The sequence below is a fragment of the Paenibacillus sp. GYB004 genome, from assembly GCF_036577605.1.
Taxonomy (GTDB): domain Bacteria; phylum Bacillota; class Bacilli; order Paenibacillales; family NBRC-103111; genus Paenibacillus_AB; species Paenibacillus_AB oceani.
This window is the reverse complement of the sequence record NZ_JARBDB010000011.1, coordinates 437723-460238: the sequence shown is the minus strand read 5'-3', so window position 1 is coordinate 460238 and position 22516 is coordinate 437723. Positions and strand designations below refer to the sequence as shown.

General features: G+C 51.6%; 21 protein-coding genes. 5 read left to right on the top strand and 16 right to left on the bottom strand.

The features are described from left to right. Positions 1–920: IS1380 family transposase (locus PV433_RS07910; protein WP_332071637.1), on the top strand; the 920-nt coding region annotated here is incomplete at its 5' end. A gap of 130 nt (positions 921–1050) precedes the next feature. Beyond that, a complete protein-coding gene (locus PV433_RS07905) occupies positions 1051–1326 on the top strand; it encodes a hypothetical protein (RefSeq protein ID WP_332071636.1) in 276 nt (91 codons plus the stop codon). Between the two features lie 96 nt (positions 1327–1422). On the opposite strand, the gene PV433_RS07900 is transcribed toward PV433_RS07905, so the two are convergent. The 7 genes from PV433_RS07900 to PV433_RS07870 all read right to left on the bottom strand — a co-directional run bounded on the left by PV433_RS07900 (position 1423) and on the right by PV433_RS07870 (position 6259). Beyond that, complete coding sequence (locus PV433_RS07900; protein WP_332071635.1) at positions 1423–1680, bottom strand: DUF1450 domain-containing protein; 258 nt, start codon at positions 1678–1680, stop codon at positions 1423–1425. A gap of 23 nt (positions 1681–1703) precedes the next feature. Further along, positions 1704–1946, bottom strand: a complete 243-nt coding sequence (locus PV433_RS07895) for an indolepyruvate ferredoxin oxidoreductase subunit alpha (protein ID WP_332071634.1) — start codon at positions 1944–1946, stop codon at positions 1704–1706. Positions 1947–1971: 25 nt separating this feature from the next. Continuing rightward, positions 1972–2328 (bottom strand): HesB/IscA family protein, encoded by a 357-nt coding sequence (locus tag PV433_RS07890; protein WP_332071648.1) that lies wholly within the window; start codon positions 2326–2328, stop codon positions 1972–1974. 518 nt (positions 2329–2846) lie between these two features. Beyond that, the gene (locus PV433_RS07885; protein WP_332071633.1) at positions 2847–3602 is read right to left on the bottom strand and encodes an aminoglycoside phosphotransferase family protein; all 756 of its coding nucleotides are present in this window, start codon (positions 3600–3602) and stop codon (positions 2847–2849) included. A gap of 166 nt (positions 3603–3768) precedes the next feature. Further along, complete coding sequence (locus PV433_RS07880) at positions 3769–4218, bottom strand: hypothetical protein (RefSeq protein WP_332071632.1); 450 nt, start codon at positions 4216–4218, stop codon at positions 3769–3771. Positions 4219–4362: 144 nt separating this feature from the next. Continuing rightward, positions 4363–5733 (bottom strand): DUF4179 domain-containing protein, encoded by a 1371-nt coding sequence (locus PV433_RS07875; RefSeq protein WP_332071631.1) that lies wholly within the window; start codon positions 5731–5733, stop codon positions 4363–4365. Further along, positions 5726–6259, bottom strand: coding sequence for a sigma-70 family RNA polymerase sigma factor (locus PV433_RS07870; RefSeq protein ID WP_332071630.1), 534 nt, complete (start codon positions 6257–6259; stop codon positions 5726–5728). Before PV433_RS07870 ends, PV433_RS07875 begins: the two co-directional genes overlap by 8 nt. A 236-nt stretch (positions 6260–6495) precedes the next feature. Here PV433_RS07870 and PV433_RS07865 point away from each other — a divergent pair, with 236 nt between their 5' ends. After that, positions 6496–7350 carry a sugar phosphate isomerase/epimerase family protein gene (locus PV433_RS07865; protein ID WP_332071629.1) on the top strand — a complete coding sequence of 285 codons (855 nt, stop codon included), beginning with the start codon at positions 6496–6498 and terminating at the stop codon, positions 7348–7350. A 74-nt stretch (positions 7351–7424) separates the two neighbouring features. Here the strand turns inward: PV433_RS07865 and PV433_RS07860 are convergent, their stop codons facing one another. Next, positions 7425–7829 carry a hypothetical protein gene (locus PV433_RS07860; protein ID WP_332071628.1) on the bottom strand — a complete coding sequence of 135 codons (405 nt, stop codon included), beginning with the start codon at positions 7827–7829 and terminating at the stop codon, positions 7425–7427. Between the two features lie 171 nt (positions 7830–8000). Between PV433_RS07860 and epsC the strand changes: the two genes are divergently transcribed. After that, positions 8001–8909 (top strand): serine O-acetyltransferase EpsC, encoded by a 909-nt coding sequence (gene epsC, locus PV433_RS07855; RefSeq protein WP_332071627.1) that lies wholly within the window; start codon positions 8001–8003, stop codon positions 8907–8909. Between the two features lie 125 nt (positions 8910–9034). Here epsC and PV433_RS07850 read toward each other — a convergent pair whose 3' ends face one another. The 8 genes from PV433_RS07850 to PV433_RS07815 form a co-directional block, all read right to left on the bottom strand. Further along, positions 9035–9655 carry a copper amine oxidase N-terminal domain-containing protein gene (locus PV433_RS07850; protein ID WP_332071626.1) on the bottom strand — a complete coding sequence of 207 codons (621 nt, stop codon included), beginning with the start codon at positions 9653–9655 and terminating at the stop codon, positions 9035–9037. A gap of 92 nt (positions 9656–9747) precedes the next feature. Beyond that, positions 9748–10638: a helix-turn-helix transcriptional regulator gene (locus PV433_RS07845; RefSeq protein WP_332071625.1), complete on the bottom strand. Its 891-nt coding sequence runs from the start codon at positions 10636–10638 to the stop codon at positions 9748–9750. A gap of 326 nt (positions 10639–10964) precedes the next feature. Next, entirely contained in the window at positions 10965–12332 is a 1368-nt protein-coding gene (locus PV433_RS07840) for an ABC transporter substrate-binding protein (protein ID WP_332071624.1), read from the bottom strand. 378 nt (positions 12333–12710) lie between these two features. Then, on the bottom strand, positions 12711–13769 hold the full coding sequence (locus tag PV433_RS07835) for an HD-GYP domain-containing protein (protein WP_332071623.1): 1059 nt from the start codon (positions 13767–13769) through the stop codon (positions 12711–12713). A gap of 42 nt (positions 13770–13811) precedes the next feature. After that, positions 13812–14177: a response regulator gene (locus tag PV433_RS07830; RefSeq protein WP_332071622.1), complete on the bottom strand. Its 366-nt coding sequence runs from the start codon at positions 14175–14177 to the stop codon at positions 13812–13814. Beyond that, positions 14174–16510 (bottom strand): PAS domain-containing hybrid sensor histidine kinase/response regulator, encoded by a 2337-nt coding sequence (locus PV433_RS07825; RefSeq protein WP_332071621.1) that lies wholly within the window; start codon positions 16508–16510, stop codon positions 14174–14176. Before PV433_RS07825 ends, PV433_RS07830 begins: the two co-directional genes overlap by 4 nt. A 67-nt stretch (positions 16511–16577) precedes the next feature. Beyond that, on the bottom strand, positions 16578–18935 hold the full coding sequence (locus PV433_RS07820; protein ID WP_332071620.1) for a response regulator: 2358 nt from the start codon (positions 18933–18935) through the stop codon (positions 16578–16580). 394 nt (positions 18936–19329) lie between these two features. Then, positions 19330–20655 carry an ABC transporter substrate-binding protein gene (locus tag PV433_RS07815; protein ID WP_332071619.1) on the bottom strand — a complete coding sequence of 442 codons (1326 nt, stop codon included), beginning with the start codon at positions 20653–20655 and terminating at the stop codon, positions 19330–19332. A 514-nt stretch (positions 20656–21169) separates the two neighbouring features. Here PV433_RS07815 and PV433_RS07810 point away from each other — a divergent pair. Continuing rightward, on the top strand, positions 21170–22498 hold the full coding sequence (locus PV433_RS07810) for an ABC transporter substrate-binding protein (RefSeq protein WP_332071618.1): 1329 nt from the start codon (positions 21170–21172) through the stop codon (positions 22496–22498). The last annotated feature ends 18 nt before the right edge of the window (positions 22499–22516 follow it).

The window sequence follows — 22516 nt, the reverse complement described above, 5'->3', positions numbered from 1 at the left end:
CCTGTTTGCCCTCGGAGTTGATTCTTGATCTGGACTCCACGGTGGAAACGGTATATGGCAACCAAACCGGAGCGGCCAAGGGAACGAATCCGCACAAACCCGGCCGCAAAAGCTACCATCCGCTTCTGGCTTTTGAAGGGCAATCCCGTTTGTGCCTGAATGCGGTTCTTCGCGCAGGTAATACGCATTCTTCAACAGATGCTGTTCCCTTCCTGAACGAAACCTTAGAACTCATCGGTAAGCGTCCCGTGAAGTATGCCCGGTTCGACAAAGGTTTTGGAGGCGAAACCTTCTACCGCCTATGGGAGGGTAGACAAATCGGCTATGTCGGCAAGTTGAAGTGGACCCAGCGTCTTGCGTCGGAAGTTGCGGCCTGCCGCTACTGGAAACGATTTGTCGATGAGGACTGGGTCATCGAAGGGATCACGCTCATTTACAAAGCAACTTCATGGGATAAACCCCGTCGCGTTGCGGTCATCCGTAAAGCGCAGCTCATCGAAGATGGCCAGTGCCGCATGCTGCTTGATACGGATTGGCGGTACGAAGCCATAGTGACAAATCTCGAATGGGAGCCCCTCGATCTTTGGCGCTTCTACAACCAGCGTTGCTGCATGGAAAACTACATCAAGGAAGCCAAACGCGGGTTTTCCATGGATCGGATTGCGACAGGTGATTTTGAGGCAAACGAGATCGACCTGCTGGTCAAATTGCTCGCGTATAACCTCTACGAGCGATTCAAGTTTGAATGCTGCGAACCGATTCATCGGGGCTACACGATTGCTCGGTTTCGTCTTGAATTCTTCCAATGCGCTGCGACAATCGTTAAACACAGCCGCAAAGTCATACTCAAGCTGGTTCTGGACTTCACGAACCGATATGCCTGGAAAAGGATTGAAGCGAGAGTTGCTTTGTTGGAATGAATAATTCCAAAATCTAACTTGGAAACCTAACTGCCCCGCACAATGGGGAGGGGGAAAAACTATCCGTTTTCCCTACCTATGCTTTGTGCACTAGGTTGTTTTCCTGTTATTTACAGATTGTATTCTACTGATGAACTACTCAGTTCTAAGATTATGGGCTTTCGAAATTCAGGATTATATTTTCGGACAACAAGGCGGCGCCCTGCTTGCCGAACAGCTTCAGACGAAGCTTCTCGCCCAGATCCCCATCGCGCCGCCGGAACCGGATTTGTTAAACCCTCATACTCTGCCTTCGGTGTATGCACCGGAGTCAACGAACGGCAAACTGTTTAACAAGCTTGCCGAGCACATCATCCATACGAATACCAGAAATGGGCCTTATACGACAACACGCTTCCACCTGTGAGTTAGCAACGATTCCTGCTTGAAGCACAACAGCATCTGCACGAGCGGCAGATGCTGTTTTATTTATGAATTCATCGGGAAGACCGCGGCCTGGGTCTTATTCGGTTCCCATGAAATCGTCGATTTCCTTGACGGCCGCTACTTGAATATCGTGCAGACACGAGTTTACCGTCTTGGCATAAACCCGCTTGCTGTTCACCATGGCATAAGGAACCGCCCTGCACAGATGGCACATGAACAAACATGGCGTCCTTTGTACCGCGATCTCCGGATAACGGTCCTCCAGTTCTTCCAGTGGAGTGGATGCCAGAAGGTTTCGCTCGCAAACTTCCACAACAACAAGTCCTAACGACAAAAACGTTTCCCTCCCGGGTTCAATCAATTGCCCTTTTTGAAAAAATCGACTGCCTTCTGAATATAGGCTTCCTCTTCTTCAGGAACATCGTCGATATAATAAATCGCCGAGACCGGGCAGTTCACTTCACACGCCCCGCAAGAAATACAAATATCGGGATCTATATAATACTGATCCCCGCCGTCTTTAATACAATCGACTGGGCACACATCAACGCAATCTTCCGCTTTTTCTCCGATACAGGCCGACGTAATTACAAAAGTCATATCCGATCCTCCCTTCTCCCGACGTTCAGTCGCACTTTTTCGCTTTGCCCCGGTATGTAGCCGTTCGGAAGCTGGCTCCGCAGCCGCATGTGAATTTGGCATTGGGGTTGTCGATCGTGAAGCCTCCGGTCATGCCCGCTTCCTTGTAATCGATGTGAACTCCTTCGAGGAACGGTTCGCTCGTGGGGTCCATAACGACTTGAAACGTTCCCCACACGAAAGCCCGGTCTCCCTCATCCAGCGAATCGTCAAAACGGATACTGTAAGACAAACCGTTGCACCCGCCGTCATTGACACCCAGACGCAAAAAATATTGATCTGCGCCGATGTCTTGCAACATCTCAGCGATTTTTCCAGTGGCCGTCTCGCTTATGTGTATGATCTTGATTCCCTCCCTGATAAATATATACATAATATAGTATTATGTATATTAAATTATGATAAAAGAAGCCGCTCTTGTCAACGGTTCCGCCAAACTTTTTATAGATAAATCTTTATTTAATTGAATGTGACGAAGGGCTCCGCCCAACTCATATTGCAACTTATGAGCCCTACTTAGAACTGATTTTCTGCAAGAAAAAGAACCTCATCCTCCATCTTACCGTGGAATTTGAGGTTCTTGGTTTGGAAACCGGGACGCTCCCGTGTCATGTGAAACGCTTTAGGGACAGCCTTGTTTTTTTGTTTTTATCGCCTGCGATTTCTTCAATGGTTACTCGTCCATGCTTTTTAATTCCTTGGACAACCAATTTAATGTAACGGCCCGATCGGCTTCGCTTTGATGGTCATATAATAGCTGCTCGATAAACTGCCATATATCCTCCAGCAAACGCCGCCCTTTATAAAACCGCAGCGCATCGGGGTTGATTTCAAAGTCGTTGTGATAGTTCTTGTAAACTTTTAAAAAAGATCATAGTAGGGCTGGTCTTCCAAAAACATCAGATCCGCTTCAACGGGCGCCAGCTTCAACCCTTCCCAGTCGATCAGAATGAGCTGCCGGCCGGACTGCATCAGATTCCAATGATGGATATCGGTGTGGCATAGTGCCATTTTAGGGACGCTCTTGCGCAATTTAGCTGAGAGCTGCTCGACTTCGCTCGTTTTATTCCGAATAGGCTCCTGATAGGGCCGAAGCCGGTCCTTCAAATCGGCGGGCAAACGGGCAAACTCCTCCTCGAACACGCTGCACAAGTTGCGGATAAAAGGAACTTCGAAATTTTCCTTTACCTTGCTCCTATCCACTGGGATCTTGTCCCCGTATCGATGAAGCTCTCCTATGATTTCGGACAATTGGACGACTTGCTGTTCGTTTAAATCTTGGGCTCCTATCGTTTCCCCGGCGATGTATTCATAGAGCAGATACACCCCCTCATCGTCTTCGCACTTGTAATTGCCGGCGGCCGTCAGCAGAGGCACCGGTATTTTGCCCTTGAGACCGGTATGATTTAATAACCAGAGCAGGATGGGCACATAATTGTCGATGTACGTTGTTAACTCCGCCGTGGACGCTCTGCTTTTTTCGTACTTTTTCAAAAAGAAGGTTTGGTCGTCGCAATTTACCCTGTAAGCAAGCGCTGCCCAGCCGCCTTGTTGCGGCAATACTTCCGTTGCGTTCAAAGCATATCGTTCTTTTAAAAGGGCTTCGATTGCGTTCATCTCTTCCTCCCCGATTCGTTTGGAATATTCGCCTTTCTTCTTATAGTACCAGACTATTCCTGCAATAACAGGGGATCAGCCTATTTTTTAAAAAGCCAAAAAAGCAGCTCGGGGTAAGCTGCTTCATTCGTCGCGAGTCAGGAACCAACACAACCGGCCACTCGTATCAATATTCTCTCCGTCTGCGGAACATCCGGACCACAGCATAAATAACGATGCCCCACAGGAGGAAGCTTAACAACGAGAGAAACGGAGCTCCCATCGAAAATCCGGCGAACGGGTTAAACAAAGAACCCAGTATCACTCCCAACGCCAAACCGCCAAACATTCCTCCGAAAAATCCGCCGAAGCCCGTTCGCGGAGCCGGTGTTGTACGGGCTGGAGCAGGATTGCGCGCTGCATTTTCCGGTCTATTCGGAGTCGTGCGAGCCGGATTGGTCGCTCCGGGATTATAGGTTCGGGTCGGCGAGCGGTAGCCGCCGCGTTTATACGGCTGCACCGTTCCCGGCTGCTCGCTTTCCCGCTCGATTTCGTAAGCTTCGCCGAATACGGTCACGGACGACATCCCCCCGACGGCCAGCATACAAATTAACATCCCCATCAAAAACTTTCGCATTCGTCCTTACACCTCCAACCGTAGCTTGCCCTATCCGGTTTTCGGCATACGTCAGAATTCGGATATTTTGCCATGGTTTACGCATGTCCGGCAGCGTTAATAAGTCCGATTCGCGAGGAACCGGACTGTCGTTTAATAGAAGTTCTATTCCAAAGGAATCTTAACCTCCAGTTGGTGGGTTATTTCCGGATTCGGGACCTCTACCGCCGCAACCCGTACATCCTGGCTGGAATCGATCGCCGGCAGCTCTTTAATAAACAGCATCGATTCGGCGTCCGAGAACACGACATCTCCTGTCCATTTCTGTCCCGAGGCGTTTTCCAGCCATAATCCCTCGGCTTGCTGGTACGGATCGTTTCCATGGACGCGGAAGTGCAATAATGTTTTCTCCGCAGTGAATTCGATTTCATTTATGGTAACTTCGCCTACAGCTCCCTGAGATAAAGTGATCGGAGGCCCATCGGGATTCCATAGCTCAGTGGTAATACGCGCGTTCGCATAATCGAAGGTACGGGAATACGGTCGAAGTATCAAATGGTCCGGAATTCGTTGCAATGGAGCCATCTCGATATAACGCTTCACGCTAACCGTCTGATCCCCGGTCTTGTGCGGTCCGCTCGATCCCCCGACTCCGAACACTTCCAAGTACATCCCCGAATCATCGAGAACTTGATAACCCTTGGATGTATTCGGATGAGCCACATCGACAAGCGGTTCGTTCGGCCCTATCGTTTCAAACTCGATTCGCGTAACAGCCGGACTAGACTTCACCTGGGTTACCGTAATTTTCTGGCCGTTCCATTCGGATGCCGCTCCCGCGATTTTTTTGGTCCACGTTGTAACATTCGACTGAATCCGGGGAAGCTGCAAAGACCAGTGTCCTGGCGAAGTAACCAGATGGCCCTCGGCGTGCTTGTTTCGATCCAATACGGAACCAAAGCGCAGCTCGAGGAGGGCTCGTGCAGGGAGCGCCTTACTCGGCGTGAACGATATCACCCCGATTTGGGTGCCATCCCCGGTCTTCCCGATCCGCTGCGAAGTACCGCCGTCTACCTGGATTCCATCGATATACCACTGTGGAGTTGTCGGCATATATGCAGAATTGCCTTCGATCCGATACCCCAAGGTGAGCCGAACCCCATCGTACAGCATTTCTTTGACCGTTATGCGAACCCCCTGATCCTCGGCCGAAATATTTAACTGGGTGGCCAGCCCCAATTCGTCTCCCTGCCGAATTCCGGAGTCCCCAGCCAGCTTGAGAATGGAATCTACCAACGGAATGTTCCGCAGCGCTTCCGCAAACGGCGGATTCACCAGAGCGGCCCCCCCGATCCCTCCGAAAGCAATACATGCCGCGGCGGCTCCGTATACGATTTTCCGGCGGAGCCCTTGTTTACGCTTGCGCTTCAGCTCGGACAGCGTCTCGTCCATCTTTTTGCTAATCCATTCGGGCACTTCGCCAGAGGCGGGAGCGAGCTGTTGTCTCGCATGCATATCAAATTGCTGCTCATTCATAGGACACCCTCCCTTCTGCGGGTGGCTGCATAATGACAGCCAGCTTCTCCCTGGCACGGGCCAATCTGGATTTTACCGTACCTTCGGGAGTATCCAACAATCGGGCTACTTCTTTCACCGGTAAATCTTCCAAATAATATAAAGTGATTACAACTCTAAGCTCGTGCTCGAGCTCTTGTAAGGCGTCGGTCACCACCAGCTTACCCGACGGATCGGGGTGGTAAGACTCCTCTGACGGTTCTGCTACAGGAATGATACCCTTGCGCTGATTGTATATTTTGCGGCATTCATTCATTAAGATTTGCAGCAGCCAGGTTTTAAAATATAGCGGTTCTCTCAGATTCCGAATCGACTTGTACGCTTTGATCACCGTCTCCTGCATCGCATCGGCACATTCCGAATCGGATCGCAGAAACGCCCCGGCTACGCGATACATGGTACTCTCGTATTCCTTGACGAGTCGGACAAAAGCGTCGTGATTCCCCTTCTGTGCGCGCCGAACCGTCTGGACCAGATCCTCGTTCACAACTTCACCTCTCTAATTAGCCGTCTACTCTATAGATCAGAATGGGATCGATCCGGTTCTCAACATTTATTGAAATTCTAACTTTTCTAAAGAAGCAGTAAGAAAGTCTGCAAAATTAGGAATAGTGAGTTCTCTTAACTCGTGATAAAATGTTTAATTATAACATCAATATGTTTACATCAAACATCACTTGAAATCAAATCTATGATGACCCCATTTATGATCAGGAGGGTTCTATGAAAACCAGCGTATTTCTGTGCAGCTACGGATCTTATTACGCCAAAGGTATGACATTGCTGGAATCGGTTGATTTGGCCATCAAGCAAGGGTTTGACGCCATCGAACCGTATCCGACCAAGGAATTGGCCACATTGGAAGACGCACGGCGACTGGCCGATTATTGCGGGGAGCGCGGCATTCCCGTCAGCTGTTTTTCGATGGGCTGCGATTTGCTGGCTCCCGATATCGCTTCGGCTGTCGAACGGCTTAAACATTATATCGACATCGCCGTCCTGCTGCGTTCGCCTTATTTTCATCATACGCTCATTCCGCATCTGAAGCCTCTTCGCTTCGGCCAAGCCGATTTCGAGCAGCTGCTTCCTCAAATTGTACCTGCCGTAAGAGAAGTTTGCGACTATGCTTCGGAGCGGGGCATCCGGTGCGTATACGAGGATCAGGGCTTTGTTTTTAACGGGGTGGAGCGGTTCAGCCGCTTCCTGGTGGAGCTGGATCGCGAAGACGTTGGCGTTGTTGCGGACCTCGGTAACATCATGTTTGCGGACGAGACCCCGGAGCAGTTTGTAGGGCGCTTCTCCAACGAGATCGTCCATGTCCACGTCAAAGACTATTTGCTGAAAAGCGGCGGCGGAGCTCATCCCGGTCCAGGGTGGCATGTGACCCGCAGCGGTAATTTTTTGCGCGATACGGCAATCGGTCACGGTGCGATCCAATTTCAGCAAGTGTTCCGGATCTTGCGCGCGATTGGCTATGACGGTTATTTTTCAGCCGAGTACGATGCTCCAGAGCCAACGGACAAATGGCTGCCGATCAGCATCGACAATATGAAGCGTTATTACGAGTTGGCACAGTAGCGCGCGTAAAAAGCCCGAACCTTGGATCATATCGATCGGGGTTCGGGCTTTTGTGGATCATATCTCAATTTCGCCTACCGATTAAACCAATCCGGCGGTCGAAAACGCGGATCTGGTCTCGTATAGGTTGAATTCGAGGTAGCAGGAATCGCTCTTTCCTGGGCCCATTTTTCTGTGGTATTGCTAGTGAAGAAGGAATGAATATCGTACACTACAATAATGGCCGGCCATGTAATAAGTTCGATCCGACCCAGAAAATCCAGCAAACTTTTAGGCTTCGTTTCATTCGTTTTCCCATTCCCGTCGTCCGTCTCCAGCAGATTCCAAGTATATAAGTGGCGAGACGTTTTAATAAGTGCGTCATTGCTTGCAATTTGTTTAATCGTCTCTAGCGTGCGGTCTTCTTCCCACGTCCTAACATGGATGAGCGGAAACCCCGCTCTCAACATATTAGCCAATGTACGCCGAAAACTTGCCATTCTGTTCCTCCATTCCCATCTTAGCCCTATTTGTTAAAAATAGTATAAAGGGTATCGTGAACGGAAGTAAACCAATTTGTCGGGTAAGCCCGCTTCGACCCCTTTCTTCGATTTCTAGTACTGCATAAGGCTGATCTGTGATAAAATCCTTTCGTGGAGGTCGAACAAGCTATGAATTTAAACGAATGGTTGAATGAAGAGATTCCAGGGATCGCCAAAGCTTTGGAAGATATTAATAAAAGCCATTTTTTTATCGAGAAAACGATCGGGTTTGCCGGGAAGGAAACCATCTATAAAGTTCTGTACGATTTCCGTTCCGCGCTGTTCCCTGGCGTATATGACAAGTACCCGATCGACGAGACGAGAATCAATATTATTATCGGGAACCGTCTTAGGACGTCCGCCTTGGACCTCAAGGATTTGATCCAGAAAGTGCTGCTGAATAAACGCGCGAAGGCGGATTGTGCCGAGACACGTACGGAATGCTACACAAAAGCAGACGAGATCGTCATCCAACTCTTGAAGCTGCTGCCGGACATTCGCCAAAAAATCCAGACGGATATTCAAGCCGCCTATGACGGAGATCCGGCCGCCAGCTCCACGGAAGAAATTCTGCTAAGCTATCCGTCGGTAGAAGCGATCAGCATTCATCGAATTGCTCACGAGCTGTATAAACTGGACGTACCCATCATTCCGAGAATCATGGCCGAATACGCCCACCAGCTGACCGGTATCGATATTCATCCGGGGGCATCCATAGGCGAATATTTCTTTATCGATCACGGAACGGGAGTCGTCATCGGCGAAACGTGCACGATCGGGCGGCATGTGAAGATTTACCAGGGGGTCACGCTTGGTGCCAAAAGCTTTCCGCTGGACGAACACGGCAATCCGATCAAAGGAATCAAAAGACACCCGAATATCGAAGACCATGTGGTAATATACGCCGGGGCGACTATACTTGGCGGGGATACGACGATCGGCCACAACTCCGTTATCGGTGGAAACATCTGGCTCACCCAGTCCGTGCTTCCCTACTCCAAAGTGTATAACTCTCAGCCTTCTCCGAATATCAAATAAACTTAAGCCCTGTCTCTCTTCACACGGAGAATACAGGGCTTTTCCTATACAGCTGGTGCCAAACCTCTCTGTTGCTATTACAGCAGACCCTCTGTCATTGAGAGTCCGTTTCCATCCCCGATTCATCAATGAAAGTCATGAAGCGGTTTGCCTAGATACAATATTGTTAATTCGGCATGATCGTAGTGGGGCATATCCCCCTCAACCCAAACGTGAAAGGGGACGACTTCAAACGGATTGTCCGCCCAGCCGCTGAATGTGATCAGCTTCGTCGATATCCCGATCTGCTTCTGATTCCGGTCATAAAACGTCAGCTGGATTCGCATTTGCATCACCTGTTCCGCTTGAATATGTTCATCCGAGCTGTCGAATAACAAATATCCGCCCAATCGTGTCTTTTCTCCATCTTTTACGGGCTTTAAATTCCCTATCGCCACGCTCGGATAGGACGGATCGCGCAAGACCGGGCGGTTGGATTCGTTATACAAAACCGACACGGTGCTTGAGGCCGGATCATAGCTGACGGCCGCTCCCAATTTCTCGGCGATAAATCGCAGCGGAACGTATGTTTTCCCTTCGTAATTCAATGATACATCGTGTTCGCCCAGACTCACATTTTGGTTATTGAACTTAAACGCCACCGGAAATAGACTCCACTCTCCCAACTTATCGGCATACGCTGCCGTGCTTAAGCTAATCAGGATGCCGCACAAGATCCCGCCAATAAACTTTTTCAATTCATTCACCTCTGCCTCTCGATAACGGTTTACGGATCGATTTGGTATGAACATCTTTTCTATTATGATTTCTACAGAGGTTTGGATAATCCTTCCATTGTTTATAAAAACGCCCGTTCGCGCACGGCCGGACAGCTTGCCGATAATTCGCGACTCCCCGCCGCTTGCCAGCATTTACGAAACTGCTCGGGGGACACCCCCGTAATCTGCTTGAAACTGGATGAGAAATGCGAAAGCTGCTTAAAGCCGACCTCGAGGCTGATGTCCGTAACCGACCGTTCCGGCTCTTGGAGCAGCAGCCGTTTCGCCTCGACGACCCGGCGTTTTCGAATATAGTCGAATAAGGTCAATCCTGTTGATTCCTTAAACAGCTTGCCTGCGTAATATTTGTTCAGATTGACGGTTTTCGCCAGCTGCTCCAGCGTTAATTCGTCACCGTAATGGTCTCCGATATAAGAAACGAGGTGCCGGACGTGAGCTTCCTTTTCTTTGGACCGCTCCGGCTCCCGGCCCTTCGATTCACCGCAGAGTTCGCATATGAGCAGCAGTACCTCCAGAAAGGCGTGGTGAAACCGATGGACGCTAACCGGATTCGCCTGCAGCTGGCATACGGCCATTTTGTTGAAAATCGATTCAAGCGCTATCTTTTGGTCGCGTTCCAGCCTCCATCGGAGCAAGCCCGCCTGTCGAAAAGGGGCCCATACGTCTACCGGCCAATAAGCAGGCCCCATCGCCTGCGTGTCCGGCTCGTCAAACCGGATGTTCGTTCGAGTTCCGCAGAAGTTTACCACCGCTGCATGCATGCCATGGCATACGCGGCCGCGGATGAGCAGATCCCCCTCCTCCAGATAGCAAAAATCCGGCTCCGAGTAGTACCAGCAATTCCCCGAATGCACGTAGCAAATCTCATAACCGCTCTGCTCCGGCAGGCATACTGTGCATCCGCTTTCAATCCGGTGCATGAAGCTCTGGATCACTCCGGGCGTTGTCATCAGCCGTCCCCCTTGTATTTGCTCTCGAACCGCTTGACCCGACAGGTTGGCCGTTTCTTGCGATTTCATCATAATCCGGTTCAGTCAGGCGGGAAACTGCAATTACCGGAGGATTCCATGTAAAAACGGGGTGAGGCAACTGTAAATTCGGACTGTACCCCGGACATAAGTGAATCGGTATACGCCGGGCTACCCCAATAACACGAAAAGACGGTCCTTCCAGCGACAAGTCGCCGTTCCGGGCCGTCCATCCGAAATCCTATACCGTTGTACTAGCTAGTTCGACTACCTTCACTTCCCTGTACGATCCTGCAATTCCCAATACCTTACTTCGCCTTGTCCTCGGCAACCTTTTTCTCAACCGTTTCCGCCGCTTGTCGCAGCGCCACATTGACATCAATCTCACCCCGCAGCACCAGATCCAGCTGCTCCAGCATCGCGCTGTTCGCAACCGGAGTATACTTCGTCCAGACGCTGGCGTCCGCCGGTTTGGCCGGCATCAGCGCTTTGACGTTCCGCCCTTGCAGAAACGGCATATTCGCCCCGAAGGCAGCGCGGATGTCCGGATTTTTGTTCATCGGCAGCACGCCTTCTTTGGACTTGGCCAACTGGTACTCATCGCTGGTCAGCCAAGCGATCACCTGAAATGCGGTATCTCTGGCATTTCCTTTGGCCATATTCGTAATATTGAAGTACGTCGGATACGGCTGCGAGCCGACGCCCCGCAGGTCGCTGTATTCCGGCAAGCTCACCATGTCCCAGTTCACCAGGTTCATCGGGTCCGACGGCGCGAGCCATACTTGGGTCGCATTCATCGCGGCGATCCGTTCCTCCACGAACCATTTATTCATCTGGGCCAGATTCGTGCTCTGTACATCGTTGCCGGGAATCCGGAAAAAACGGATCAGATTATCCGCATGTTTCTTCCATTTGTCGTCGGTCACCAACAGCGGCTTGAACGTGCTGCGATCGACGAAGTGGGCCGACAGCTGGTTCATCAGAGCGATATGGCTGAATGACGTGACGAAGCCGCGGTAATTCACATCGCCTTCCTTGCGGGTCAATTTCTTGGCTATCTCGTAAATTTCGTCCCAAGTCATTCCGTCTTTCGGATAAGACACTCCGAACTTGTCGAACAGATCCCGGTTGTACACAAGCACGCTCGGGTTGTTCGTGACCGGCAGACCGTACATGCCGCCGCCCGCAATTTCCTTCATAAGCCCGACGGCCGTATCGTCGAGACGGGACAGATCAAATTTGTATTTCTGAATAAGATCGGTGATGTCCGTCTGCAAATTGAAATCGATAAACCGGCTGTGGATCGCTCCGATCGAGGAGAACACAATATCGATGTGCGTGCCGGCGGCCAGCAGATCGGGCAGTAAAATATAGCCTCCTCCCTCTTTAGGGGTAATGTGGACGAAATTCGTCTTCACATGGGGAAATTTTTTCTCGATCGCGGCCCCATACTGTTCCATGAACAATTGCTTGGACTGCCCCGTGGAAGGCTCGAAAAACGTTAAGGTTACCGGCTCCGGTGCAGCAGTGTTTGGCGGTATTTGGGTTTCTCCCTCTTGTTTGCTGTCACTGCCGGCTTCCCCGCTGCCTGTGCATGCTGCCAGCAAGGAGAGCGCGGCCAGAGCAACGATCAGCTTGCTCCTGTGCACCCCTGTACATGTCCTGATAAATCCCATTCGAACTCAGCCCCTTTAGCCTGTAATTCCGCCCCGGATATGAATACGCTTTCGAAAATTGTTTAACCGGTGCGATACTTTCTATGTTACAGGCAGGCTGCCGCAAGTTCTTATGCGCAATTGAGCTCTTTTTCAAGTTTACGGCAGTCAGTCGGATTCGCCTTCCTGACACCGGCCATGCGGTGCGACGCTTGTCAGAGCGGGGTATCCACTGAGTAGCTGGCGACGACTTTATGCAGAATTGGTTTTTCTAGCATGTAGGGAAAGCGAATTATTTTAATTAATGTTGCTTATCATTAATGTCATTAATATTAATTTGCACCAACATAAACACCGCCCGCCTCCTGAACCGGAAGCGAACGGCGACATCCTTCCCTCTTATTCCCAGCCTTCTCCATCCGGTTTGACCAGCTTGCCTTCCTCATACAGCTGCACGAACGCGCTGACAATGGCCGGATCGAAATGCAAGCCGCTCTGCTTGACGATCTCGTCCATCGTTTCTTGCGGAGTCCAGGCTCTCTTGTACGGACGCTCATGAGTTAAGGCATCGTAAAAATCGGCAAGCGCAACGATTCGCGCCTCAAGCGGAATCGCCTCCCCCTTCAGTCCGCTCGGGTAACCGGAACCGTCCCACTTCTCGTGGTGCGCTTCGGCAATGACGCCGGCCAATCTCAGAATCGAGAATGAGCTTCCATCCAAGATGCTGCTGCCGATCCGGGTATGCTCCTTCATCCGTTCAAACTCGTGCGGCTCGAACCGTCCCGGCTTCAATAAAATGTCGTCCGGAATTCCAATTTTGCCGATATCGTGAAGAGGGGCGGCCAACCGGATCGAATTAACCACCTCTTCCGAAAGCCCGATCCGGCAGGCGATTAATCCGGCCAATCTGCCCACCCTAAACGTATGGCTGCCTGTCATATCATCGCGATATTCCGCCGCACGCCCAAGCAATTGCAAAATTTCATTTCTCGCCTTTTGCAGCTCCTCGGTTCTTTCCCGCACTCTTTGTTCCAGCGTGTTTTTATGCTGCTGAAGCTGAATATGCAGCTGTCTCGTTTTTAATAAATTATGAATCCGAAGGATCACTTCCGTCCGGTCGTAAGGCTTGGTCAAAAAATCGTTAACCCCCGCCTGCAGCCCTTGCTGCTTCATGGCGGGCGTAGCATCGGCGGTAAGCATTAATACGGGCAAATAGATGTCCGGTCCCGTCATCTCCCGGATAAGCGACAGCACCTGCAGCCCGTCCATTCCCGGCATATGCATATCGAGCAGCACGATATCCGGTTCTACCTGAGTCATCCGATCCCGGACTTGCAGCGGGTCCGCCAGGCTGTGGATATGGATAAATCCGGCACGGGCCAGTATCCGCTCGAGCAGGCTGATGTTGTATTCCTGGTCATCGACGATCAGAAGTTTTGCCAGCTTGATGTCTTCCATCTTTGATCTCCATTTCTGTATGCGGGCCTGGATGAGGCGGTATCAGTTCCCGAGCGCGGTGCGCATCTTCTCCAGCAGTCGATCCAGCACAACCGGCTTCGTATCGAAATCGTCGCACCCGGCCTGGTAAGCTTTCTCTTCGTCGCTGGCCATCGCATGGGCGGTCAACGCGATAATCGGGATCGAGCTTGTATCCGCTCGGTTTTTCAACAACCGGGTAGCTTCCCATCCGTCCAGAATCGGCAAGCTCATATCCATTAAGATCAGATCCGGATGCAGCTGAGCCGCAAGCTCCACTCCCTGCGCGCCGTCTTCAGCCGTGACGATCCGGTACCCTTTGCGCTCCAGCCGTCTCGAGAGCATGTCCCGATTCATTTCGTTGTCTTCGACTAGAAGAACGGTGATCATTGGCATTCTCCCTCTGCATTTTCACTCATCGGCGTTAAAATTCGACGAATCTCCGCAGCCAGCGAATTGTAGTCGAACGAGCCCTTCTGAACAATGTTGCGCACATACCCGTTTAATATCTCCCGTTCCGCCGGCGTAACCGTCTTCGCCGTTACTACCACGATCGGCACAGCCTTCCAGCTCTCCTCCTTGCGCAGCTCGCTTATAAATTGAAACCCGTCCATCTCCGGCATCATCAGATCCAGCAAGATGAGCGAAGGAAGCGCAGCGGCCATCTGCTCCAGCGCAATCCGCCCATTGCCGGCACGGGAGACGGCATATCCTTCCTTCAACAGTAGGCGGGTCATCAGCTCGCTGGCCGTCGCATCGTCCTCGATGACGAGAACAAGGTGTTCTTCGCTGGAAGGGATATATTTCTCCATCACTTTAATTAACCGGTCCCGTTCAACCGGCTTCGTCAAATATTCCGATACGCCAAGCGTGTAGCCAAGCTGCCTGTCGCTCGTCATCGACCAGATGACAACCGGGATATCCGCCAGCTCCGGGTCGTTCTTCAGGGCGGACAGCACGCTCCACCCGTCCATGCTGGGCATGAGAATGTCGAGACAGATCACCTTCGGACGAAGCTTCCTGGCCAGCCGCAGTCCTTCCGGCCCGCTGTCCGCGTAAGCGACCGTCCAGCCGGTTTTGGCTACGTACCGTTCCATCAGTTCCCGGTTAAAAGCCTCGTCGTCGATTAACAGGATGCTGATCTCGCCTCCCTCATCTTCCGCGGTGCCCGGCGTATCCATCCACATCGTCGTGTCGATCACATCCTGCGGGGCTGCCGGCAGCCAGCAAGTAAACAGCGTGCCCTCGCCCAGGCCACTCTCCACCCGGATGTCGCCGCCCATCAGCCTGCTGTACCTCTGGCTGATCGTAAGCCCGAGTCCCGTCCCTCCGTACTTCCTTGTCGTGGAAGCATCGGCTTGGGTGAAAGGCTGAAACAGCTTGTCGAGCTGATCCGGAGACATGCCGATCCCCGTATCCTGCACGCTGAAGCTGTACCCGGCTCGTCCGTTCTTCGACGCTTTCACCACTTTAAAGGTAATCGTGCCGGCATCGGTGAACTTGTTGGCGTTGCTGAGCAAATTGATCAAAATTTGCCGGAGCTTCGTCACATCGGCCGTAATCATCCCTTCGTGCTCGCATTTCACGAGCAGCTTGTTGCCTTTATTCTCCACGAGCGGACGAATCGTAGCGATCGTATCCTGAACCAGATCGGGCAAATTGCACGGTTCGGGAAAAAGCTCCATCTTGCCGGCTTCGATTTTGGAAATATCCAGAATATCGTTGATCAGGGTAAGAAGATGATTGCCGGCTTTGCTGATCTTCGCCAAATCTTCCGCGAACTCCGGCTCCCCTAAAATCTCCGCTTCCTCCTGGAGCATCTCGCTGTAGCCGATAATCGCATTCAGCGGGGTTCGCAGCTCGTGGCTCATATTTGCCAGAAACTGGCTTTTGATCAAACTGGCCTTAACGGCTTCGTCGCGCGCTCTGGCGAGCTGTTCGGTCCGCTCGGCTAGAGCGGCTTCCGCCTTAACGCGATCCGTAATATCGGAGCGGATCGATATAAATTGATGAGGGCTGCCGTTCTCGTCGACAAAAGGCACGATCGTCGTATTCATCCAGTATTCGCTGCCGTCTTTGGCCCGGTTTTTGACCTCGCCTTTCCAGACCCCTCCTTTTTTAATCGTCTCCCACATGTTTTGGAAAAACGTTTTAGGGTGATAGCCCGAATTGATTACCCGGTGCGTTTTGCCAATCAGCTCGATCCGATCGTATTTCGATATTTCGCAAAACTTTTCATTGACGTATGTAATAACACCCTTCGCGTCCGTGATCGCCACAATCGAGGATTCGTCCAGCGCATTTTCGATATCGCGCAAGTTTTCCATCATTTGCAGCAGCTTCGTTTCGTTTTGTTTACGCTTCGTAATGTCGGTCCCGATCGCCACATGCTGATAGACGATGCCTTCGTCGTTAACAAACGGAACGATCGTCAGATTCACCCAATAATCGCTGCCGTCCTTCGCCCGGTTGTTCACTTCGCCTTTCCACACTTGTCCCGCGCCGATCGTCTCCCACATATGCGTGAAAATCTCCTGCGCATGATAACCGGAATTGACCGCCCTATGATTAGTTCCGATCAATTCCTTCCGTTCGTATTGGGATATTTCGCAGAAATGATCGTTCACATAAGTGATCGTGCCTTCGTGGTCCGTGATCGACACGATTGATGATGCTTCGATGGCGGATAATGCATATTTGACATCTTTCAGATCCGATAACATAGCTGTCAGCTCCCATCCGGTGATTGGTATGCGATTCGTCCTCCCCCTGCTCGCCTATCCGGCCCTCCTAGACCAGATACGGTCTGATTTCCGCAAGCAGCGACTGCGGGGTGAATCCGCCCTTCTGTATAATGTTCTGCACGTAACCGTTCAGCTTGGCGCGGTCCTCGGCCGTGACGGTTTTCGCCGTAATTACGATGACCGGGATGTCCCGCCAAGCCTCGACCTTCTGCAGCTCCTCAATAAATTGGAAACCGTCCATCTGCGGCATCATCAGATCCAGCAATATTAACGAAGGCTGGTGCTGGGTCAAGCAGTCCAAGGCGATCGCTCCGTTCCCGGCTACGGTTACGAGATAGCCTTCCTTGCGCAGCAGCCTGGCGGCAAGTTCGCTGGCCGACTGGTCGTCCTCGATGACCAGAACCGAGTGCTGCCCGAGTTTGTCCACGTATTTATCGATTACCGAGACGAGCTGTTCCCGTTGTACGGGCTTGACCAAATATTCGGCGGCGCCAAGCGCGAAGCCGAGCTGTTTATCGCTCGACATGGACCAGATGACAACGGGAATGTCCTTCGTGTCCGGGTCGTTTTTGAGCTGGGACAGCACGCTCCATCCGTCCATGCCGGGCATCAGGATATCGAGGCAGATCACCTTGGGGCGAAGCTTTTTCGCCAAGGCCAGCCCTTTCTGCCCGTTCCCCGCGTAGGCGACTGTCCAGCCTTCCTTGGCTAGGTACCGCTGGAGCAATTGTTCGCTCGACTCCTCGTCGTCAATCAAGAGAATCCGGGCGGAATTCGTCTCCGCTTCGGAATCGGCAACCGGGCCAACCGCCTGCTCGTTAGACGCCGGAGCCGAACGGGATGCCGGAAGCCAGCATACGAAGGTGCTGCCGGCCCCGAGACTGCTCTCGACACGGATATCGCCGCCCATCAGTTCGCAATACCGCCGGCTGATCGCCAGTCCGAGTCCGGTACCGCCATACTGGCGCGTAGTTGAATTGTCGGCTTGAGTGAAGGGCTGAAACAGCTTGTCCATCTGTTCGGGCGACATGCCGATTCCGCTGTCCTGCACGCTAAACCGGTAGCCCGGCTCGCCGTCTCTCGCTTCCCGGCCGACCTTCAGAACGACTTGGCCTTGCTTCGTAAACTTGCCTGCATTGCTCAGCAAATTGATCAGAATTTGCCTAAGCTTCGTCACATCGGTGGTAATCTCACCTTCCAGGCGATGCACCTCCAGACGGTTCGCGTTCGCTTCCATAAGCGGAGCGACCGTATCCGCCGCGTCTTGAATCAGCTCCGGCAGATCGCAGGTTTCGAAGTAAATCTCCATCTTGCCCGCTTCGATCTTCGAGATGTCCAAAATATCGTTGATCAGCGTAAGCAAATGTTTGCCGGCATGGCTGATTTTCCTCAAATCTTCGACGAACCCGGCCTCTCCGAGATCCTCCGCATCCTCTTGAAGCATTTCGCTATACCCGATGATGGCGTTAAGCGGAGTCCTCAGCTCGTGACTCATATTGGCCAAAAACTGGCTTTTGATCCGGTTCGCGCGAATCGCTTCGTCATGCGCCTTCTCCAGCTGGGCCGTACGTTCCTTCACCAATTGCTCCAGATGCCCGTTCAGCTTCAGCAATTCTTCATTCATCCTGTATATTTCTTTGGACTTCAGCAGAATCTCTGAATCTTTCAAGTAGAACCGTTTGGATACGAAGATGCCGAGCAAGCACAAGCCCAGCGTAAATAAAGTGCCGCCCGATATGAAATAAGCGAGCCACTTCTGATCCAGCACGACGCCTGCCGCCAGATCCGGATCGCTGATTGCCGTAAAATTGGCCGCCAGCATGCCCGTATAGTGCAAGCCCGCGATCGCTGCCCCCATAATCAGGCCGCTGCCGAGCTTCTTCCATCCTTCTCCGCGCTGACCGTCCTGGCGGAAATAAAACGCCAGCCACAGGGCGGTCACCGAAGCGGCTATCGCGATCACAATCGACAGACCGAACAGCAGCGGGTCGTATGTAATGCCGATCTGCATGGCCGCCATGCCGATATAATGCATGCTCGATACGCCGGCCGCCAACAGCAGGCCGCCTCCCCATAACGCTCGCGCTACGAGCCTTTTGCTGCGGCTTACTACATATAAAGCGACGAATGACCCGGCAATCGAAGGCAGCACCGAAACCGTTACGAGTCTGAGATCATAAGCAACCGGGATGGGCAGCGATAAGGCGAGCATAGCGACAAAATGCATCGACCATATGCCAAGCCCCATAGCGGCTGCGCCGAACAGCAGCCATAACCAGCGCCTGATTTGTTCCGCGGTGCTGATTCTGCCTGTCAGATCAAGCGCCGTATAGGAAGCTACCACGGCTACGATATACGAAAATACGACCAGTACCGGATCATGCGAGCCGTGTATATGTTCCATTTTTAGTCCCTCCCCATTAAGCTCCTAATGGCGTTAGCGGATTTTGAGAAATAACGTCGAAATCAATCGAACCCTTGGCAATCCGATCATACTACCGAACTAGCAATCTGGGAATCAATGGGCACTTAGACTCCTCTATTATACTACAATGCTTGGAAACATTTTACGAAAAGTTATAGTCCGGCAGGACGTCAAGCAGCGCGCATCCAAACAGCTTCCCACGGAAGTGATCCGCGCCACTTGCTGACTCAACAAGGGAAATGATCCCTTCTCCGCTTTAACACGGTGAAGACTTTAATATACAAAAAAACTCGCATCCCTCATAAAGGATGCGAGCTGCTTAGGGCGGATTGAAGGGTTACAGCCGCAATCGTATAGTAGCCTCTCCCGCCTACTATTTCATCATAGAGGTCATCTCCGCAATTTTCTTGTCGGCCAGCTCCTGACCTTCCCGGAGCACCGTGTTGATGTCCTTTTTGCCGACGGCCATCTCTTTGCGGATGTTGCGGATGATCGTTTGTACTTCCTTGTCGGCAATATGCGGCTGCGGAGTTTTGGACGGCGGGTACTTGTAGATCGCCGCAATATTTTTACCTTTTAAAGATGGATTGTTTGCGCCAAACTGATTCTGAACTTCCTTGTCCTTCATAACCGTAAGTCTGGCGTCCCGGGTCATCATAATCTGATGCTCTTGAGAAGTGAGCATCTGAATCACCTGCATCGCTTGTTCCTTATACTTGCTAGGTTTCGTAATAATCAGCATATCCGCCAGCGCATGACGGCCCTTGCCGACCGTATCTTCGAAATTAGGCACCGTGGCGAGATCCCAGTTCGGTGCGGCGCCTTTCGCCTCGGCCTGAAGCAGGTCGCTTACCAGCTTGCTTACCCAGTCCGCCTGCATCGCCAATATATGCGTGGATACGAATCCGCCCGGTCCGTAAGCGTATTCATTCTTCGGACCGATGTAGCCGGGCTGGTCGTACACTTGCTTGAACAATTCGAATATTTTCCGGTAATGCGGGGTATCGATCAGAGCTTTGTTCGTTTTCGGATCGACAAATTCCTGCGAGTACGGGCTGATCAAGTGATCGGGGAACCGGGGGTCCCATCCGATATACTGAACGTCGTTTTCCTTGCGCGTTAACTTCCTGGACAGCTCCAGCACTTCGCTCCAGAGCATGCCGTCCTTCGGATACGGAACGCCGAACTTATCGAACAAGTCTTTGTTGTAGAAAAGCGCTCCCGTATTCAGGAACAGCGGTATGCCCTCCAGTCCGCCCTTCGGGTCGAGATTGCGGATCGCCTGAATCGATTCAGGGAGGAACACGTTCAAGTCCAAACCCGATTTCTTCACAAGCTCGGTCAGATCCATCGGCAGATCCAGATGCTTCAAGGGCATATGCCAGTCGTTATCGGACATAATCAGATCCGGTACATCCCCTGCGGCAACCAGCTTATCGATCTCGCCTTCGAGCTTCTGAAGCGTAATATGCGGATATTTCTTTTTGAGCGGATCGACGAAATAGTTTTGAAACTCCAGTTCCGACAATCTCGTGACATTGACATAAAACTTCAAAATAACAGGCTCCGTCGAGACGACAAACCCGGACTCCTTGACCGACGTATCCCCTCCCTGACTGCCCTGCCCGGACGAACAGCCTGTGATGGCCAGCGCGGCGATAATCGAACTTATTGTAAGCCCTTTCAAATGCTTGTTCAATTGAAGTCCCCTCCAGGATTCGTATTGGATAAAGCGGTTACCCCGACTTACAGCTACAAATCCGTATGCGACGGATATCGATAGGCACGATGTATGGAAATCACCCCCTTCTCGCCGAATCAGGAAAAAATGGAACAAAAAAAACCTCGGGCAAAACACCCGCTCCGCCGGCTGGCGAAACAGACGTAATGGCCTCGGGGTTCTCTCGTGGACTCCACCCTTAACCTAACTTTAAACGCTTTCATCAAAGGGATGACTGAAACCTTATTTCTTATTATTATACAGAATACGAAATATTGCAACCACTTTTACTTGAAAACGGAAAGCGGAAAAATTTCAGAAATATAATTTTTCATTTTAAACAGTGTATTGAAATATTATTTCCTCGAGGATATAATTGGAATGAAATCGCTACCAACGTCAAATCGGGTGCGCTTCCAGGCGCCGGGGCATCCGTATTTGCCGGGATCAGGCGATTTTTCACAAGTTGATCCGGAGAAGGAGGACAATGATAATGCGAATGAAACACGTGCAGTCGGTCGGGATCGGCATCTTGATTGCGCTGACGGTCGGGGCTTGCGGCAAGTCGGACAACCAGACAAATGTGTTGAAAGATGACGATTTTGACAAGCAGACCGTAACTTTAAAACTGTTTAATCACGGAGCCGGTATTAATACGGACCATGATCTAAACAAAACGTTCGTCGAGCCGATCCAGAAAAAGTACCCGAACGTGTCTGTCGAGCTGATCAAAGGGCGCAAGCTGGAAGAACTCGCGGCCGCTGGTGAGATTCCGGATCTGATCATCACAAGCAACTATTATTTGATCCAGCCTCTCGATCTCGGTCTCGGCAGCGACTTGCGCGATCTGATCAAGCGGGGAACTATCGATCTGAGCAAGTTCGAGCCGGAAGCCGTCAATGTGGTCAAAGGATACGGAGAAGGCATTTACGGAAAAAACGGAGAAATGTACGGCATCCCCTTCTCGCTCAACTACGGATTAGTCGCTTATAACAAAGACATCTTCGACAAATTCGGAGTCCCGTACCCGAAAGACAATATGACGTGGAATCAGTTGATCGACTTGTCGCAAAAAGTGACGCGTTATGATGACGGCACCCAGTATGTCGGGATCGATCCGGGCCCCGCGCTCGCTTTGTCCCGCGCCTATTCGCTGCCTCTGCTCGACAAAAGCCGGGAAAAGGCTGATCTCACGACCGAGGGCTTCCAAAAAGTGTTCGCCCAAGCGAAACGGATCTTCGATTACCCGGGACAAGTGATCGATCCGAACAAACGGTACGTCTACGGGGTCGCCTATTTCCTCAAAGAACGGAAGCTGGCACTTTACCCGTATTGGCTCGACTCCTTCGCCACCCAGCTGACTACGCCGGACGAGCCCGGAAAGCAGTTCAACTGGGATATGATCAGTTATCCGTCCTATGACGACCGGCCGGGAATCGGACGCGAAGTCGATTTCCATCTCCTGATGGTGCCCCAGGCTGCCAAAAACCGGGAAGCAGCCTACCGCGTCATCGAGCTGTTAACCGGCGAGGAAGCGCAAAAAGATATGAACCAGCGTGCCCGGTTGACGATTATGAAAGACAAGGAGCTTCGCAAGCAATACGCCCGCGATATGAAAATTTTCGAAGGCAAAAACTTGTCGGGGATATTCAACGTCACCCCTGCGCCATTGCCGCAAGCGTCCAAATACGATCCGAACATCTACGGATTTCTGAACGACGCGCTCAAAAGCATCATCCAGGAAAACGTCGACATCAATACCGCCCTGCGTACAGCGAACGAGAAAGCGAACAAGTTTATCGAGGAAAAGAAAAATCAATAGTTCGACGATCATCTTTGT